We start from the raw sequence: 18766 nt of genomic DNA, 5'->3' as shown, positions 1-18766 counted from the left end.
TGCTACCGTCCTAACCCATCTAGCCCTTGGCGAAGCGGTACCCTGCAGGCAAGGAGGCACGACGGCCGAAAGCGTACAAGCGCAGCAAAGGAGCAAACGCTGTTACTTGCCATGCCCTTGCGCTCCAAAAAATTAACAGTTCCCCCGTTATAAAACGAGTCAGGATGTTTTTGGAAATGTAGGCTTCGGTGCCTGTAGGAGACTGTAGCCCCGCCCCCCGCTTCAGCCCCAATTGAAAAAATTGTGGCATCCCGCTAAGGTCGGGTTTAGATTACAGCTGTTCCTGCTACTATGAGGGGTTTTCCATGCTGCCGTCCTAACCTATCTAGCCCTTGGCGAAGCGGTACCCTGCAGGCAGGAGGTACGACGGCCAAAGCGTACAAGCGTAGCAAAGGAACAAACGGTGTTTCTTGTACTGCCCCTGCGCTCCAAAAAACTATTTTATTAAAATATAATGTAACCAGAGGCATATAACAATACTTCTTAAGTTGGATGAAAAGGTTTTGGAAATGTAGGCTTCGGTGCCTGTAGGAGACTGTAGCCCCGCCCCACTTCTCCCGACTTTAAGTCGGGATTCGCTAAGGTCGGGTTTAGATTACAGCTGTTCCTGCTACTATGAGGGGCTTCCATACCACTGTCCTAACCCATCTAGCCCTTGGCGAAGCGGGTACCTTGCAAGCCCGGAGGCACTACGGCTGAAGCGTACAAGCGTAGCAAAGGAGCAAATGGTGTTTCTTGCACTGCACCTGCGCTCCAAAAAATATTTCATCATTCTTCCTTATTGGTCTTTCGGCTTTAGTCTTTTGCCTTAGCCCTGAAAAAACCTTTCGCGCTTCTATCTGTTACCTATCGATAAGCCATAATAAATGACAGCTCAGCATAGAAATAAATTTTGGATCTGGATAGGAAGCATATTCGGCATATTGATTTTAATTGTTGCTTTTGGCGCCATGTTTTTAAGTGCCCGGTGGAAACCTATGTTGACCGAAAAAATTAAAGCCGGGGTTTATAATAGCTCGCACCATTTGTACCTGATAGATTTTAAAAGCATTAATTTAAACGTAATTACAGGTAGCCTGGCACTGCGCGATGTTACACTAATACCCGATACATCGGTTTTTGATAGCTTAAGGAAAAAACAATTGGCACCTGCACATACTTTCGAGCTTAAATTAAAGAAACTACAGATTAGCCGTGTCGGAATATTAACGGCTTACTTTAAAAAGCGGATAGATGTAAATGAAATCGTTTTACAAAAGCCATCTATTAATATGATTTTCAATAAAGTAAGCCATAAACCCGATAGCATAAAAGATAAAAAATCGCTTTACGAACAGATTTCGAAAACTTTTAAATCGGTACATGTTAAAACCATTAAAATTATAGATGCAGATTTCGATTACATCAATAAAACCTCAGCAAAAAAAACCAAAAACTCAATCAAACACCTTGATATTAACATTAATGATTTTTTGCTGGATTCACTTTCGGGCAATGATACAACAAGATTTTACTATACAAAAGATGCATCCTTTCAGATTGCGGGTTATAAATCGATAACGAAAGATAAAATGTACTCGATGAAAGTTGATACCATTAAAGGTTCTACTGCATCAAAAAAAATAACGGTTAAAGGATTTAAACTTACACCATTGTACGACGAGCTTACTTTTGCAAGAAAATACAAGATCCAGAAAGACCGGTATAACTTAAGCTTTGATAAAATAGAATTTAACGGGGTCGATTTTATTGGTTTAAATACCGACCAGAAACTGCATGCAAAATCGTTGAGGATTGGCCCTGCCAATGTAGAAGTTTTTATGAGCCGTGAATCGCCACCACCACCCGGCTTTGATAAAGGCCGAAACTACCCACATATGGCCCTAAAAAGGTTAAATATACCGACCCTGATCGATACAGTAAAACTCAGAAACATTAATGTTAAATATGCTGAATTTAACCCGGCGAGTAAAAAAATTGGATCGGTTTATTTTAAAGCACTAACTGGAAATATTTTAAATGTAACCAACGATAGTTTACAATTGCGCAAAAAAAGTCATGCTCTGGCAGATTTAAACGCTCTTTTAATGGGTACCGGAAAGCTGAATGTAAAAATTGATTTTAACCTTACGGATAATAATGGTGCATTTACCTACAGCGGGAATCTGGGGAAATTTGATCTGAAAAACTTAAACCCACTATCGAAAGCCCTGGGGTTAATAGAGATAGAAAGCGGCGATGTACAGCATATCGATTTCAGCGCAAACGGAAATTTAAGAGCTGCATCGGGCAAGATGAATATGCTGTACACAAACCTGAAAATAAAGCTCTTATCAGACAATATTGATGGAGAGGGAACCAAGGAAAAAGGTTTTTTGTCGTTTTTGGCCAATGCAATTCTAGTTAAAAACGAAAATCCACAAAAAGGCGAGGCACCAAGAACAGCAAGCATGGCCAATACGAGAATTAATTCGGCCTCCTTTTTTAACCTGATGTGGAAAACCGTTTTTGTGGGTATAAAGGATATTGTAGGTGTTAGTGTGATACCCGAAAAGAACCCGGTAAAACAGCAAAAAGTAATCGCAAAAAAAATAAGGGAACAAAAACGGGCAGACAGGAAAGCAGCGCGGAAAGCCGGGAGAGAAAAAAACTGATCTTACTTTTTTCAAATATATGTTTATAACCGTATATTGCTAATAAAACTACAGCCGCTCATTTTTTAATGCCTGATACCAGAAAATACCGTTATAGAGTTTTTAAATGGATTGCGTGTACATTACTCAGTGTTTTTATTGTACTCGCAGGTATAGCCTGGCTGTTAAATGTTAAGTCTCGCCCTATTTTAACCGATAGGATCAAAACACTCCTCTACAAATCAACCGATAGTTTATATACCATTAGTTTTACCAAGGTTTCTACCAATGTTTTTACGGGCAATGCTACCTTACAGAACGTAAAAATAATACCCGATACCAATCGGTTTAAGCAGCTCATTGCCTTAAAAAGAGCACCAAACAATTTATATACGGTGTCTTTAAAAAAACTCGTGGTGAAGCATTTTCACCCATTAACCTTGTACCGCGAAAAAAAACTTCAGCTGGAAGAAATCATATTTGATAAACCTGAGGTAACGATGGTTAACCAGCAATTTGCTTTTAATGAGGGCCGCGCACCCAGGCCCATTAAATCGCCTTACGATATCATTTCTAAAAACCTGAACGAATTTAGCATTAAAAGCATCAGCTTTAAGGATGTAAGTTTTAAATACATCAATAAAAACATAGCTAATTCAGTACCCTTCTCTATTGATGACCTCAATATTACCTTAACCGACCTGCTGGTAGATTCTACCTCTGCTGAAGATCCTACACGGTTTTATCTGATTAAAGATATTGTGATCAACTTGAATAACTATGTATACCATACGCCAGACAAGATGTACGATATCCAATTAGATAAACTGGATTTCAGGGCAACAACGGGTAAGTTAAGGATCAACAGTTTTGCTTTAGTGCCGTTACATGATGAAATGAACTTTGGCAAAGTTGCCGGATATGCGAAGGAGCGTTTCAACATCAAGATGAGCGACATTATGCTTAATGGGATTGATTTGCCTTTATACATTAGCAAACAAGAACTTTGGGCAAAGGAAATGGCCATTACCAATGGTTTCGTTTCGGTATTTAACCATAATGGCCTCCCCAAAAAACCACAGGAAAGCAAAATCGGAAAGTTTCCGCATCAGCTTTTGCAGCTTGTTGAAGCGCCTATTCTGGTCCAGAAAATCCAGCTAAAGGATATAAATGTGAATTACGCGGTTTATAACAATGAGAGTAACCAAAAGGGGCAGATTACTTTTGAACATACCTCGGGCATTATAAAAAACGCAACCAATCTCGAAAAAATTAAAGCCATAAACCCCATTATGGAGGTTAACCTAAACACTTACCTATTTGGGCAGGGAAAGCTTGATGTAAACTTTATATTTGATCTTACCGCTAAAGACGGCTCCTTTTCTTACAATGGGGTGTTACACAATTTTAATGCGCGGGTTTTAAATCAGATTACCAAACCCTTAGGCTTGGTCCGCATTAACCGCGGGAGTGTAGATAAATTGAAGTTCAACTTTAAAGCGAACGATTTAGGTGCAAAAGGAACGCTAGCGTTCTCCTATTACGATCTTTCTGTAGCGCTGATGAAAAACGATCCTGAAAAAGATCACCTGGTTACCCGCGGTTTCCTTTCTTTCTTAGCAAATGCTTTAATCATTAAATCAGAAAACCCCGGTGCGGATGGAAAGCTGGTACCCGTAACCGTAAATTACAGCAGGCCGGCAAATACCTCCTTCTTCAACATGATCTGGAAGAGCCTTTTTACCGGCATAAAATATAGCATCGGTATTACAGAAGAAAAGCAAAATGAAGTACGTGAGCATATTGCAAAGTTTAAGGCCATGCGGGCCAATCATATCCAAAGAAAACAGAAGCGCTTAGAGCGGCGGATAAAGCGTGAACGGGAACAAAATGAAAAGCGATAACATTTTGTAACCTTTTCTTATCTTTATTCTCTAAACCTTAAACTAAAATTATGATTATTGCCCTCATTATCATCGGATTTATATTCCTTATCGGGATTTTCTTTTACAACTCGCTTATCGGGAAGAAAAACCAGGTAACCAACGCTTTCTCGGCCATTGATGTAATGCTTAAAAAACGGTTCGACCTTATTCCAAATCTTGTTGAAGTGGTAAAACAGTACACTAATTACGAGCAGGGAACCTTGACCAAAATAGTTGAACTGAGAGCTAAAGCAGGCTCACCAAACATCAGCAATGCAGAAAAAGTAGATTTAGACGCCCAATTGAGCAGCAGTGTGAAAGGTTTAATGGTTAACATAGAAAATTATCCTGATTTAAAAGCCAATACCAACTTTATTAACCTGCAAACCACCTGGACCGAAAGCGAAGAACAGATTGCCGCAGCCAGAAGAACTTATAATGCTTCGGTAACCGATTACAATAATTCAATCATGATGTTTCCCGGCAGTTTATTTGCCGGAATGTTAAACTTTCAGCCAATCGCCGTTTTAGAAACCGCAGCTGAAGAGCGCAAAAATATTAGCGCAAAAGAGCTTTTCAATAATTAATGCCGTTCGATATTGCAAATAATGTAGCCTTACAGCAAGTTTTGGCTACAATGGAGGTAGAGCGAAAAAGAATTGCCGGCACCCAAACCAAAAGTTATATTTTTATTGCCGCGGGCATTCTGCTCTGTGTTCTAGGCTTTTTCTTGGGTTTCCCTGTTCCAGGTATAATTGGCGGCTTAATTCCTCTTATTTACGGCGGTGTTTTGTTATTTAAAATCAACGATTCTTTAACAGCTTACCAAAATGCCTACAAAACTAATGTAATTGGTGCTGCCCTTAAATTTTTAGACGAAAGTTTATCAATTAATCCCTACCAGGGAATTGAAGCATCAGAGTTTATGTACACACAGTTGTTTAGCAATGAGCCCGATCGTTATAAAACGGAAGATCTGGTAACTGGATGTGCCGATAAAACCCGGTTTTACTTTGCTGAGGTACATGCCGAATATAAAACAGTAACCCAAACAAAAGACGGAACCCGAACAGAGTGGCACGACATTTTTAGAGGAATTATCTTTGCTGCCGATTTTAACAAGAAATTTAACGGCGTAACCATTGTGAGGCCAAAAGATTTCGGAGCAGCTTTTGGCGCATGGTTTTCAAAAAACCTGTTTTCTTTTGGTAGTAACGATGTTATTCAGTTGGAAAATGTAGACTTTGATAAGACTTTTGTGACTTATGGCTCCGATCAGGTCGGATCAAGATACATCCTTACACCTGCCATGATGGAACGGATACTAAACCTCAACCATCAAACCAAATACAACATCAGTTTATCCTTTATCGAGTCGAGGATGTATATCGCTTTCCCGCTGAACCGGAACTATTTCGAAGCCCCCGTTTTTAAATCATTGCTCAGTCCGGAAACCGTAAATGAAGATATCTCTACCATAAAATTTATGTATGATATTGTTAAGGAGCTGGATCTGAATACAAGGATTTGGGGCAAGGAATAAAAGATAGGTTATTCACAAGAATTAAAAAATTCGTCATCTCGACTTGAACGCAGTGGAATGGAGAGATCTGCTACGATAGATTAGCTTCGCTGAGCAATCGTGGTTCTCGATTTCGTTACACCCTATAGCCATCGGCTCCGCTCTAAATGACGACAATTCGAGCGGAGCTTTATACCAAAAGTTTAGCTAGGTCTATGGCTAGCTCAAATGTTTTTTCACAATTTCTTCAAGTGCAGCAATATCAAATGGTTTCGATAGGTAACTATCGGCACCTGCTTCATCGGCCAATGAAGATATATCATTATTGGCCGAAAAATAAATTACCGGAATGTGCTTTAAATCAGGGTGGCTTTTTAATGCTTTAGTAGCTTGTATCCCGCCCAGATCGGGCAACCAATTATCCATAAAAATTAAATCAGGCATATATGCTGCAACCTGTTCTTCTATGTTATTGGCATTTTCAGATGTTTTTATCTCATACCCGGCATCTTCCAAAATAAATGTACAGAGATCAAGGATATCCCTATTATCATCAAAAACAAATACTTTTTTTGCAACTATCATATTAACCTCCGAAAAGCAATTAATCATTTAATTTATTTATATAATCAGCCATATCATGGCTATCCAATATCACATGCGGCTCAACATTCAGCACCGCCTGTTGCGGCATATACGGCATTATGGCCGTATTTGGATTCTGTATAACCACTCTACCGCCAAAATTGTTTACACTTTTTAATCCTTCTACTCCATCTGCATTAGAGCCTGAAAGTAAAATACAGACTAGATTTTCTCTAAAAACCTCGGCTGCTGATTGAAAGGTAACATCAATCGATGGTCGGGAATAATTTACTTTTTCCGAATAATCTAAAGATATACTTCGGTCTTCCTCTATCAGCATATGGTAATCTGCAGGTGCAATAAAAACTTTGCCCGGGCTTAAAAACTCCTTTTCTTCTGCTTCACCAACTACTAGTGTAGTGCGCGATTTTAACAAATCAGTTAAAAGAGATTCGTTACTTGCCTTACGGTGAACCACCAATACAATTGGAAAACCAATATCTTTCCTTAGGGCCGGAAAAATTTCGAGCACTACATCTAAACTACCGGCCGAGCCGCCAATAATTAATGCAGCACAAGGCCTGGAATCTACAGTTTCCGCCATATTTTTTCCATTTTAACCCTTTTGTATTCTTTGGCTTTTGGCCAAAACTCCAAACTTTCTTTACTTCCTAAAGCAAGGTACCCCAATTTCTCGATGCTACTATCAAAAAGGTTAAATACTTTATGCTGTAAGTCTTTATCAAAATAAATTAAAACGTTTCTGCATAAAATTAGCTGAAATTCATTAAAAGAATGATCGGAAACCAAATTATGCGTCGAAAAGATCATCTTACTATTTAAGCTTTCATCAAATTTTGCCAAAGAGTAGTTCGCCGTATAATAAGTAGAAAAATCTTTTAAGCCACCCGATTGCAGGTAATTTTCTGAATACTGCTTTAAATAGTTTAAGGGAAACATCCCTTTTTTTGCTTTATCTAAAACCGATGGATTAATGTCGGTGGCATAAATAAGCGATTTATTAAGCAAATTAAGTTCTTTTAAAACAATGGCAAGCGAATAAGCCTCTTCTCCGGTAGAACAACCCGCCACCCAAATGCGGATAAACGGATAGGTACCCAATACCGGGAGGACATCGTTCCGCAAAGATTTGTAAAAAGAAGGATCGCGGAACATTTCGGTAACATTAACCGTAATTTCCTCCAAAAAACGTTTAAAATATTGCTTATCTGTTTTAACCGTGTAACGAAATTCGGCGAAACTTACAAAATTATCCAGTCCGTAAAGGCGTATAATTCTCCTTTTTATCGATGCATGAGAATATTCCAGAAAATCATATCCATGGCTTTCCAAAACATCATTCAACAGGATTTCTACCTGTTCATTATCTATCGCATCACTTATCACCTGTTATTTTGTAAAATTTTCGATTTGCATTAATAACTCGTCAACATTTATCGGTTTTGAAACATAACCTGATGCGCCTGCACTTAAGCAACGTTCCTTATCGCCAACCATGGCCTGGGCAGTTACCGCTAACACGGGTATATTCTGCATTTTAGCTGATTTTTTCATCGCTGCAATAGCCTGATAGCCGTCCATATCCGGCATCATCATATCCATTAAAACGATGGCAACATTATCATGTTTCTCCATAATAGAAAAACCTTCCTGGGCACTTATAGCAGATAAACAATCGAAACCTTTGGCCTTTAAAACAGCTTTTAAAGCAAAAATGTTTCGGTTATCATCATCAATTATGAGAATTAATTTTTGAGGCATAAAAATAAAAAATGGTTTATGATTTATGATGATTTTCGTATAACCAAACCCTTAGTAACGAGATCAGCTGATCCATGTCTACCGGTTTGCTGATATAATCGGATGCACCTGCTGCAATACACTTTTCGCGATCGCCCATCATGGCTTTTGCCGTAACGGCCAAAATAGGCAGGTTCCGGTATTTGATATCCTGCCTGATGGCTGTTGTCGTTTCGTAGCCATCCAGTTCCGGCATCATCATATCCATTAAAACAACATCAATTTGAGGGTTTTCGTTTAATAACTTGAGGGCTTCCTTTCCATCGGTAGCCGCTACCACTTTCATCTGGTGCTGCTCTAACATTTTGGTTAAGGAGAAGATATTACGCACATCATCATCCGCTACCAGAACCGTTTTACCAACCAATACATCCTGCAATTCGGAAAACTTTTTAGGTGTTTTGCTTTTCTCCTTGCTTTTTTCCTCTACCAGATGAAGGAACAAACCCGCTTCATCCAAAATACGTTGATAAGAATGTGCCGTTTTTACAACGATAGAATCAGCATATTGTTTGATGCGGTTTTCTTCGCCTTTTGAAAGGTTTTTACCTGTGAAAATGATAATCGGTAAATTCTCTAAACCAGGTGTTTTCTTTACCACTTCGAGGGTTTCGTAAGCATGTTTATCAGGAATACCCATATCCAAAATCACGCAGTTAACCTCTGGCTTGTGCAGGGCAGAAACACTTTCGTTTACCTGGTTAACAATTTCTGTCTGGATATTAAAATTGCTTAAAAAATAACTTAATGCCTTGGCATGCTGTTCATTTTCTTCGACTATAAGTACCTTTTTAGGATGACGGCTTAAGGCATGCTCTAGTTTTGAAAATATCTCTTGCATGTGCTCAAAAGCAAAAGGTTTATTTATAAAATCTACTGCACCTTTTAACAAACTTTCTTTCTTAACCTGTAAAGAAGACATGATGTGCACTGGAATCGGACGTGTTGAAGGATCCGATTTCAGCTCTTCCATTACCTGCCAACCATCTTTAACCGGCAATTGGATATCGAGCAAAATGGCAAGTGGTTTAAAGGTTTTCGCCATTTCAATACCAACATCGCCACGAACGGCAACCAAACCCTTATAATTTCTTTTTCGGGTAAAATCTAAAAGTGTTTTGGCAAAAGGAGTATCGTCTTCAACAATTAAAATTACCTTATCATCAGGCTGAATATTATCTCGGTCATCTTCAATCTCTTGCGGAATATTTTCGACTGTTAAGTGGCTCACTTTTTTTACCGGAGCCTCTAAAGCGATTACCGGCTTCTCCACATGAGGTACAGCACCATCAAAACCTTTATTTCTATCAATGGGTAAGGTAAGTGTAAAAATACTTCCTTCGCCTTCTGTGCTTTTTAAATCAATATATCCGCCCAATAGTTTAGCCAGCTCTCTACTAATTGAAAGCCCAAGGCCTGTACCACCAAATTTGCGCCGTGTAGAGCCGTCGGCCTGTTGAAAAGCTTCGAATACCATGCCTTGCTTTTCGGGCGCAATACCTACCCCTGTATCGGTAACTTTAAATACCAGCGCGCCCAACTTTTCATTTTTAGTAATATTTAGGGTTACCGCACCTACGGTAGTAAATTTAATAGCATTCGATAGCAGGTTTTTAATAATCTGCTCTAAGCGCATTTTATCAGTATGAAAAAATTCAGGAACTTCTGCCGATTTTTCGATAACAAAGTTTAGGTTTTTATCTTTAGCCAAAGGATTAAACAGCGAGCGCATGTTAAGGATAATCTCATCAACCTTTATATTTGCTCTATCGAGTTCCATTTTGCCTGCTTCAATTTTAGAAAGATCTAAAATTTCATCGATTAAACTTAAAAGACCCTGACCTGAACTTTGGATAACTTCTGCATATTCCTGATGCTCGCGATCCATAGCCTCATTTTCGGCCATTAACCTCGATAATAACAATATCGAATTAAGTGGTGTTCTTAACTCGTGCGACATATTGGCCAAAAATTCTGATTTGTACCTTGTACTCAGCTCTAAAGCTTCAGCCTTTTGCTGAATTTCTATATTGCGTTCTTCAATCAGTTCATTTTTTTCTTCCAGTAAACTGCTTCTTTCTTCGAGCTCCTGGTTGCTTTGCAATAATTCTTCCTGCTGTACACGTAATTCTTCTTCACTGGCCTGAAGTTTCTGTGCTTGTGCTTCGAGCTCTGCATTTAAGCCTTCTAACTCATTATGCTGAACCTGCAATTCTTCTGATTGTGCCTGCGTCTCTTCTAATAACTGCTGAAGCTTTTGTCTGTTCTGTGCACCCAACAATGCGGTACCCACATCAGATAAAACCAAGTTTAAAAAGTGTAACTGCAGGTCGCTGTATTTACCGATATTGCCTAATTCTAAACCGCCTATTGAAATTTCATTTCTAATAATTGGAAGTACAATTAACTGTGCTGGTTTGATATTCCCGGTAGCATGTGTAATGGTTAATTCGCCCTGTGGAACATCATCCAACAATATTGGCTTACCTGATTTAACCGCCTGGCCAATTAAACCCTGGCCAAGTTCCAAGGTTTGGGTGAGATTTTGTCCTTGTAAAGCATATTGCCCTTTTAAATGCAGGTATCCATCATCCTTAAATAAATAAATGGCACCAATCTGGCTTTTGGTATAATTGGCCAAAAACTCTATAATGTCTTCTGCTAAGTGGAAAACATCTTTTTCGCCAACCATTTTTACGTTTAAGTTAGCCACACCAGTTTGCAACCACTCATTCTCTTCTAAAGTATCGAAAGATTTTTTCAATGATGATGACATTGTATTTAGCGATTCGGAAAGCTCACCAATCTCATCCTGCGTTTGGCTATCGAGTTTTATGCCATAATTACCATTAGAAATTTGGTAGGCAATTTCTTTAATGGCAACAATACGTTTTTCCATCTCGTATTTTTTATCTTCAATTTCTTGCTGAAGTTTAACACGTTCATCGAAATCGATTGATACTTTTCTGTAGAAAAACAGCGTGATGAGTATAGCCAGAATAGCTGCAATTAAAATCAGGATTGGCGTATAAGAGGTGAGCTTGTTCAGTTCTACAGTACGGCTTTCGAGTAATCTGCGCTCTTCTTTTACCATGCGGTTAACTACATTACGGGCCTGATCCATATAGGTTTTGCCTTCTAACAGTACCGTTGGATCGATCTGCCCACCCAACGATTTAATTTCGATTGTTGAGGTAATGATATTGAGCCTGCGGGCCATGATGTTTTTTAACTCCGCAACATTTTTTTGTTGTACAAGATTATCTTTAGTTTGTACTTCTATCCTGTTTAAGGCAGCCATCGCTGTATCAGTAGACCCGTAGTAAGGCTGCAGAAATATTTTGTTTCCTGTTAAAAGGTAACCGCGTTGTCCCGTTTCGGCATCTTTTAAGGTAGAAATTACACCTTCGGTAGTTAAGATAACCTCATCACTGTGTTTTACAAGTTCAGTACTTTTAATAAGGTTGCTAATACTTACATAAGAAGCCAGCGAACTGATAAATAGAATAATTAGCGATAAGCCAAGGCCTAAGCGTAAATTATTTTTAAGCGTTGTTTTCATTATATGGATTAAGGATAGTTAGAATTGATTTTTAAGGATTTCCTCTTCTGTGGTAGGGATGATAAAGTAAAATTCAGACCCTTCATCCGGCACACTGTTTACACCAATTGTGCCGCCATGGCGGTTAATAATTTCAGAACAGATATACAAACCTATTCCAAGGCCATTAAAGCGGTTACTATTATCTTCTACCCGATAAAATTTATCAAAAATTTTGTGCTGCTGCTCTTTTGAAATCCCTATACCAAAATCTTTCACCGCCAGATAAAGTTTTTCATCTTTAATATTCGTGGTTACATTAACCTGATTGGTACCTGGAGCGTATTTAATGGCATTTGTAATAAAATTGATGACTACTTGTTCCAAGCGCATTTCATCACCAAATATCATTTCGTCTGTTTTGCCCAGTTTGCTGATTTTAAAATCGGGATTAGATTGTTGCAACATCTCAATGGCATTGTTTACCATGTTATCAGCATAAAAACTTTTCATGTTAAACTTCATCTTTCCGCTTTCAATTTTCGAGATATCGAGCAGATCAACAATTAATTCATTTAATTTTTCGAGCTGGGTACTCGCTTTTTCGAGATGGTTCTGAGCCATGGTTTTATCATCTCTGTTAAGGCTGCGCTGCAGCAACTGAATATATCCTTTTACACTGGTTAAAGGTGTTTTTAGCTCATGACTGGCAATGCTGATAAATTCGTCTTTTTTATGTTCGGCCTGTTTCCGGAACTCGATTTCTTCAAGCAATTTTTCCTGCACCTCGTTAAGTTTTCTATTCTGCTCGTAAATGCGATAAAACGTTTTTATTTTAAGGAGCAGCACATTAATATCAACCGGTTTGGTAATGTAATCCAGTCCACCGCTCAAGTATCCCTTGGTGATAAATTTTAACTCTGTATTTACAGCAGAAAGAAATATAATGGCGGTATCTTTTGCCTTACTAAAACCAGAAATGGTTTCGGCTACCTCGAAGCCATCCATATCTGGCATTTGTACATCGAGAATAATCAGGACATAGTTGTTTTTTAAAACTTTTTTCAGCGCTTCTTCGCCAGACGATGCGGTATCAACCTCAAAACTGTGTGCCTGTAGTACTTTCTGTAACGAGATCAGGTTTTCGGGCCTGTCATCAACTATAAGGATCATCTTTTATTAAAACAAATAAGAAGCCGGGATAATTATGTTTGGTTTTGAGATAAAAAACTCATTAACTGTAAACAAACAATGCTCTTTAAAAAAAGTTTTAAGTTTTTATAAATTGTTTGAATTAAAAGTATCGCCCTGCCTAATATCTCCGGTTTCGAAGCCTTTTTTAAACCAGAACATCCGTTGTGCAGAGGTACCATGGGTAAAAGAATCTGGCTGAACATCGCCTGTAGCCTGTTTCTGCAATTTATCATCGCCTATGGCATTGGCAGCAGTTAACGCTTCTTCAATATCTCCTTCATCTAATTTAAAATCCTTAAGGTTTTGGGCATTGTGCGCCCAAAGCCCGGCAAAAAAATCGGCTTGTAGCTCTAATTTCACCGACAAGCGGTTATATTCTTTTTCGCTCACCTGCCCACGTGCCCGATCTAGTTTTTCCGAAATTCCCAATAAATTTTGAACATGATGGCCTACCTCATGTGCAATTACATAAGCCTGTGCAAAATCTCCGGACGCACCGAAACGGTCTTTTAAATCGTCGTAAAATGATAAATCGATATAAACTTTATGGTCGCCAGGGCAGTAAAAAGGACCTACATTGGCTCCTGCATTGCCACAGGCAGTTTGCACAGCTTCTCTAAATAGTCTGAGCTTAGGATACTCATATTGTTTACCCATTGCCTGAAATTCCTTATCCCATACCTGCTCGGTCGATTCTAATACACCCGCTACAAACTGTGCCTGTGGATCGTTAGCCGGAACGCCCTGCTTAACTTCTTCCGTACCTGTAGTAGCCGGAAGTTGACTAACTAAGCCAGTTAAATCTTTTCCAAAAATTAGGCCGAGCACCACGATTATTATACCTACACCGCCCCCGAGGATGGTTTTCCCACCGCCGCCGCTTCTTCCGTCTTCTACATTATTACTGCCTTTACCAAACCATTGCATAATTTATTTCTTTAGTTTAATGAATAACCTTAATTATGGGACAATTGTTATACTAAAGTATAAATTATTTTTATTGATTTATTCTTTTGGATTATTGCAAAAAAAGAAGCCGGGTTTAAAATCCGACTTCTCCGTATTATCTTCCTGCAATCACAGTATAAATGCTAATTATTAAAAACAGCAATTGCTTTAGCTATTCTTGTTTTAGTTTCTGTTGCGCCCAACAGCACAGCAATATCAAAAACACCAGGCCCAAATTTACCGCCCACCAGCATAATACGGAAAGGCAACATCAATTCGCCTGGTTTAAAGCCTTTTTCTTCGGCCAAGGCTTTAAAAGCTACTTCGGCAGTACCTGCATCGGTTAATGTTAAACCAGCAGCAAAAGCATTAAAAAAATCAGCTTTTTCGGCTGTCCATTTTGGTTTTACCGAGTTTACATCATATTCTGCGGGTGAAACAAAAAAGTAACTGCTTTGTGCCACAAAATCCGGCAATAATGTACAGCGATCTTTAATTAAATCAATAACGGTATTTAAATAAGCTCCGTCTTTTACTTCAATTCCTGCTTTTTCGAGCTCGGCTTTAACTGCCAAATGTAAACTACCAACTGAAGATTGTTTAATCCACTCATGGTTATACCATTTAGCTTTTTCGAAATCGAATTTAGCCCCTGCCTTACTGATTCTTTCTATCGAGAATTTTTCTTCCAGCTCTTTTAGCGAGAATAACTCCTGGTCGGTACCATCATTCCAGCCTAAAAGTGCCAGCATATTGATAAAAGCTTCGGGCATAAAACCCATTTCTTTAAATCCTTTGGTTACATCCCCAGTTTTAGGGTCGGTCCAGTTCATCGCGTAAACCGGGAAACCTAATCGGTCGCCATCGCGTTTACTTAACTTTCCATGTCCATCTGGCTTTAAGATTAAAGGCAGGTGTGCCCATGCAGGCATCTCCGCTTCCCAACCTAAATATTTCCAAAGTAAAATATGAACCGGTGCCGAAGGCAACCATTCTTCACCCCTAAAAGCATGACTGATTTCCATTGCCTTGTCATCAACCACAACGGCTAAATGGTAGGTTGGCATTCCATCAGCTTTTAATAATACTTTATCATCAACCAGCGAGGTTTCGAAGCTTACATCACCGCGGATTAAATCATTGAAATGTACAATTTCATCGGTTGGTACTTTAATACGGATAACATGCGGTGTTTTGGCTGCCAGTAACTCTTCAACCTCGCTAATGGTAAGGGTTAAAGAATTGCGCATTTGCATACGCGTGGCCTGTCCGTATTGGAAATTTGGAATTTCTTTACGTTTGGCATCTAAATCTTCCGGTGTATCAAAGGCGTAATAAGCATAACCATCGCTAATTAACTGTTCGGCAAATTTACGGTAGCTGGGTTTGCGTTCGCTTTGGCGGTACGGGCCATAAGCCCCTGGCTTGTTGGGGCTTTCATCTGGTGTAATGCCGCACCAATCTAAACAGTTAACGATATATTCTTCAGCGCCTTCTACAAAGCGGTTTTGATCGGTATCTTCTACACGAAGTACAAAAGTTCCGTTATTTTTTTTGGCGAACAAATAATTGAACAAAGCGGTGCGTACACCACCTAAATGCAAACCTCCGGTTGGGCTTGGGGCAAATCTTACTCTAACTTTCTTATCCATAATTGGTTTGTTGAGCGCTTGGCGTTAGGCGTTGGGCGCTCTAGCGCTTGCCGCTCTGCGCAAAACGCAAGACGTTGCAAAGATATGTTTTTCATCCATTTTATAGTGTTTCATATATGATGAAGCTATGATGTATTCGAAATGATTGCTCAAGGTTTTTTAAAAAGCATAATGGTTTTATGTTTTTTCCGTTTTGTTATTGTAATTTGGCTAGCTAAAGCATGAATCCTTATCAAAAGAAACGCCGCTGGAAGTTTTTCCTTCTCATTTTTGCCATATTAATTGGCATTGCTTCAGTATTTTACACCGATTCTTTTGTAAAAAAAATGGAACGCGAAGAGGCCGACCAGTTTCACCTTTGGGTGAAAATTCAGGAACGGGCCATGTTTCTTTACGATAATGACGATTATCGTGTAATTGTAGAAACGGTACGTGCAAACACCAAAACACCAGTAATCTTGATCGACTCTGCAGGAACGATTACTTCTTTTTTTGGTTTAGACAGTACTAAAACCAATTATCCCGTTGCAGATGCTAAACTCACTTACGATAGTTTATATTTTGTAAGGCAGTTAAGGCAGATGAAAGCACAGCATCCACCAGATGAAATGAATTTTTTGGGCAAAAAATTTAAGGCTTACTATCGCGACTCCTTCGTTCTGACACAGCTGAGGTACTTCCCATACATCCAAATGGGGGTTATCTTCCTTTTCCTTTTAACAGCTTATGCAGCATTTAGTTCTGCGCGGAAAGATGAACAAGACCATGTTTGGGTAGGTTTGGCCAAAGAAACGGCCCACCAGCTGGGTACGCCAATATCATCACTCATGGCCTGGACGGAGTTGATGAAATCTAAATTTGATGCAGAAGATGATCCGCTGATTGCGGAAATGGAAAACGATATTAAGCGTCTGGAAATTATTACCGACCGTTTCTCGAAAATCGGTTCAAAACCCATACTAGAAGACCATACAGTTTACATTGTAATCAGCGATTTTATCCGCTATTTTAAAGTACGTACCTCAGATAAGGTTAAATTTAGCATTACCGGCGATGAGCAGGTAAGGGCGATGTTAAACGTTCCATTATTTGATTGGGTAATTGAAAACCTTTTAAAAAATGCAGCAAACGCCATCGAAAACGAAGGGTCGATCTCCATCAACATTATAGAAAATTTAGCTAAAGAACAGGTATTTATTGATGTGAGCGATACGGGAAAGGGAATTCCAAGATCTAAGTTCGATGCGGTTTTTCAACCTGGCTATACTACGCGTAAGCGCGGTTGGGGTTTAGGTTTATCGCTTACCAAACGTATTGTAGAAAATTACCACAGTGGAGAAATTTTTGTAAAAGACTCTGAACTGGGTAAAGGCACAACTTTTAGAATAATATTAAAAAGCAGTTTAAGATATGAACCGACCACAGCCTAACGAATATCCAACTTGGGGCGAAACCTATATCAGTAAAGTAGATCGAGATATTTTCGAAATTTTAAACGATCAGATGTTAAGTCTGCCGGCCTTGTTTAGGGCAAATGCCGATAAAGCTGATTACGCCTATGCCGAAGGCAAATGGACATTGAAAGAAATGTTAGGTCATATTATTGATGCTGAACGTGTTTTTGCCTTTCGGATTACCTGTTTTGCCCGAAAAGAACAACAGCCTTTGCCAGGTTTCGAGGAAGATGACTATGTAACCAATGCCCGCTTTGCTGAGCGCGATCTGGAAGATCTGATCGAAGAATTTATTGCACTTCGTAAAGCCAACTTATACCTCTTTAAATCTTTAAACGAAGAAGAACTAAACAGAAAAGGAATTGCTTCGGGCAGAGAAATTAATGTAAAATCTATTTTATTTATTGTGGGCGGCCATATTATCCATCATGTTTACATTTTAAAAGAACGTTACCATGTGGTTTAAAAACTTTACGGTTGATGAGCTGAACAACCGCCCTAAAAATCATTTAGGTGCGCTGCTCGATATCCGCTTTACCGAAATTGGCGAAGATTTTATTATTGGAACCATGCCTGTTGATGAACGAACGCACCAACCTGCAGGGATTTTGCACGGCGGCGCCTCGGTGGTTTTGGCAGAAACCTTGGGCAGTATTGCATCGTATATGTGTATAGATCCTGAGAAGTATGTTGCTGTTGGTTTAGAAGTAAACGCCAACCATTTGCGGCCAGTAAAAAGTGGTTTGGTAAAAGGCATTTGTAAACCTTTACATATTGGGGCCAAAACCCAGGTTTGGGAAATTAAAATTTACGATGAACGTGGAAAGATGAACTGCATTAGCCGTTTAACCGTAGCAATTATTAACAAACCGCAATAAAGAGAAGTCATTCATTGCAGTCATGTGCTGTCAGATATTACCATCTGACAGTTATATTAATGATTGGCCTTTTTTGTCAGATAGAATTATCTGACAACACAATATCCAACAGCGCTAAAAAAATAAGAGAAATCAAGTTTTGAACAACTCTTGTTCTAAAACCTGACTCCTCTCCGATCCGCATCAGAAGAAAGCATCTGGCGGCAGGACTTATTTAATAATTAAAACTTATTATTATCCAGCCATTTCTTCTCTACCAGGTAGGAAACAATTAAACCAAGTCCGCCGAAAATTCCAACGAAACCAAAGTAAATGGCTACCGATTGTCCTTGCTCACTGTGGGTCATGTCGCTGCCGAACACTCCTCTAACTGTAAATAGCGCTACCAGTAAGCCAATTCCTAAACCAACCAAAAGCAAACCGAACTTTAAACTTAAAAACGGTTTTGGTGTAGCCTTATGCACACCCGGATCGATTCCCCTTTCGATCATTGCCATTTTCTCTTTGTTTGATAGATAGCGGATTCCGAATACCATTGCGAATGCACCTAAAAAAAGTGAGATTGGGACTAATATACCTTCCATGATTATAATTTTTTTAATTTGTAAATATT

Annotated in this window: 16 protein-coding genes; 7 read left to right on the top strand and 9 right to left on the bottom strand. The window is 39.1% G+C overall.

Going from position 1 to position 18766, the window contains the following annotated elements; genetic code table 11:
- The first annotated feature begins 866 nt into the window (after positions 1 to 866).
- The 4 genes from AC1RJ8_RS11325 to AC1RJ8_RS11310 all read left to right on the top strand — a co-directional run bounded on the left by AC1RJ8_RS11325 (position 867) and on the right by AC1RJ8_RS11310 (position 6101).
- The gene (locus AC1RJ8_RS11325; RefSeq protein ID WP_492953900.1) at positions 867 to 2654 is read left to right on the top strand and encodes an AsmA family protein; all 1788 of its coding nucleotides are present in this window, start codon (positions 867 to 869) and stop codon (positions 2652 to 2654) included.
- A gap of 68 nt (positions 2655 to 2722) precedes the next feature.
- Positions 2723 to 4537 (top strand): hypothetical protein, encoded by a 1815-nt coding sequence (locus tag AC1RJ8_RS11320; RefSeq protein ID WP_492953899.1) that lies wholly within the window; start codon positions 2723 to 2725, stop codon positions 4535 to 4537.
- A gap of 50 nt (positions 4538 to 4587) precedes the next feature.
- Positions 4588 to 5145, top strand: coding sequence for a LemA family protein (locus AC1RJ8_RS11315; RefSeq protein WP_492953898.1), 558 nt, complete (start codon positions 4588 to 4590; stop codon positions 5143 to 5145).
- Positions 5145 to 6101 carry a DUF3137 domain-containing protein gene (locus AC1RJ8_RS11310; protein ID WP_492953897.1) on the top strand — a complete coding sequence of 319 codons (957 nt, stop codon included), beginning with the start codon at positions 5145 to 5147 and terminating at the stop codon, positions 6099 to 6101. The genes AC1RJ8_RS11315 and AC1RJ8_RS11310 overlap by 1 nt, the downstream gene beginning before the upstream one ends.
- Before the next feature lie 198 nt (positions 6102 to 6299).
- Here AC1RJ8_RS11310 and AC1RJ8_RS11305 read toward each other — a convergent pair whose 3' ends face one another.
- From AC1RJ8_RS11305 to gltX, 8 genes are all read right to left on the bottom strand, one after another.
- Positions 6300 to 6665, bottom strand: coding sequence for a response regulator (locus AC1RJ8_RS11305; RefSeq protein WP_086549472.1), 366 nt, complete (start codon positions 6663 to 6665; stop codon positions 6300 to 6302).
- 19 nt (positions 6666 to 6684) lie between these two features.
- Complete coding sequence (locus AC1RJ8_RS11300) at positions 6685 to 7269, bottom strand: chemotaxis protein CheB (protein WP_492953896.1); 585 nt, start codon at positions 7267 to 7269, stop codon at positions 6685 to 6687.
- Positions 7254 to 8072 (bottom strand): CheR family methyltransferase, encoded by an 819-nt coding sequence (locus tag AC1RJ8_RS11295; RefSeq protein ID WP_440827765.1) that lies wholly within the window; start codon positions 8070 to 8072, stop codon positions 7254 to 7256. Before AC1RJ8_RS11295 ends, AC1RJ8_RS11300 begins: the two co-directional genes overlap by 16 nt.
- Positions 8073 to 8075: 3 nt before the next feature.
- Positions 8076 to 8447, bottom strand: coding sequence for a response regulator (locus AC1RJ8_RS11290; protein ID WP_057931074.1), 372 nt, complete (start codon positions 8445 to 8447; stop codon positions 8076 to 8078).
- A 16-nt stretch (positions 8448 to 8463) separates the two neighbouring features.
- Entirely contained in the window at positions 8464 to 12048 is a 3585-nt protein-coding gene (locus tag AC1RJ8_RS11285; RefSeq protein ID WP_492953895.1) for a response regulator, read from the bottom strand.
- A gap of 18 nt (positions 12049 to 12066) precedes the next feature.
- The gene (locus tag AC1RJ8_RS11280) at positions 12067 to 13200 is read right to left on the bottom strand and encodes a hybrid sensor histidine kinase/response regulator (RefSeq protein ID WP_492953894.1); all 1134 of its coding nucleotides are present in this window, start codon (positions 13198 to 13200) and stop codon (positions 12067 to 12069) included.
- Positions 13201 to 13305: 105 nt separating this feature from the next.
- Positions 13306 to 14148 carry a KPN_02809 family neutral zinc metallopeptidase gene (ypfJ, locus tag AC1RJ8_RS11275; protein ID WP_492953893.1) on the bottom strand — a complete coding sequence of 281 codons (843 nt, stop codon included), beginning with the start codon at positions 14146 to 14148 and terminating at the stop codon, positions 13306 to 13308.
- Positions 14149 to 14312: 164 nt separating this feature from the next.
- Positions 14313 to 15821: a glutamate--tRNA ligase gene (gltX, locus tag AC1RJ8_RS11270; RefSeq protein ID WP_492953892.1), complete on the bottom strand. Its 1509-nt coding sequence runs from the start codon at positions 15819 to 15821 to the stop codon at positions 14313 to 14315.
- Positions 15822 to 16042: 221 nt separating this feature from the next.
- Between gltX and AC1RJ8_RS11265 the strand changes: the two genes are divergently transcribed.
- The 3 genes from AC1RJ8_RS11265 to AC1RJ8_RS11255 are packed head-to-tail and all read left to right on the top strand — an operon-like array spanning position 16043 to position 18153.
- Positions 16043 to 17251: a sensor histidine kinase gene (locus tag AC1RJ8_RS11265; RefSeq protein WP_492953891.1), complete on the top strand. Its 1209-nt coding sequence runs from the start codon at positions 16043 to 16045 to the stop codon at positions 17249 to 17251.
- A complete protein-coding gene (locus tag AC1RJ8_RS11260) occupies positions 17232 to 17741 on the top strand; it encodes a DinB family protein (RefSeq protein ID WP_029274270.1) in 510 nt (169 codons plus the stop codon). Before AC1RJ8_RS11265 ends, AC1RJ8_RS11260 begins: the two co-directional genes overlap by 20 nt.
- The gene (locus AC1RJ8_RS11255) at positions 17731 to 18153 is read left to right on the top strand and encodes a hotdog fold thioesterase (RefSeq protein ID WP_086548540.1); all 423 of its coding nucleotides are present in this window, start codon (positions 17731 to 17733) and stop codon (positions 18151 to 18153) included. Before AC1RJ8_RS11260 ends, AC1RJ8_RS11255 begins: the two co-directional genes overlap by 11 nt.
- A gap of 221 nt (positions 18154 to 18374) precedes the next feature.
- On the opposite strand, the gene AC1RJ8_RS11250 is transcribed toward AC1RJ8_RS11255, so the two are convergent.
- The gene (locus AC1RJ8_RS11250; RefSeq protein ID WP_492953890.1) at positions 18375 to 18737 is read right to left on the bottom strand and encodes a DUF6249 domain-containing protein; all 363 of its coding nucleotides are present in this window, start codon (positions 18735 to 18737) and stop codon (positions 18375 to 18377) included.
- Positions 18738 to 18766: the final 29 nt, after the last annotated feature.

This window comes from Pedobacter sp. GW822-FHT03F06 (genome assembly GCF_058801365.1).
The sequence above is the reverse complement of the archived record's forward strand: the minus strand, read 5'-3'. Positions and strand labels throughout refer to the sequence as shown.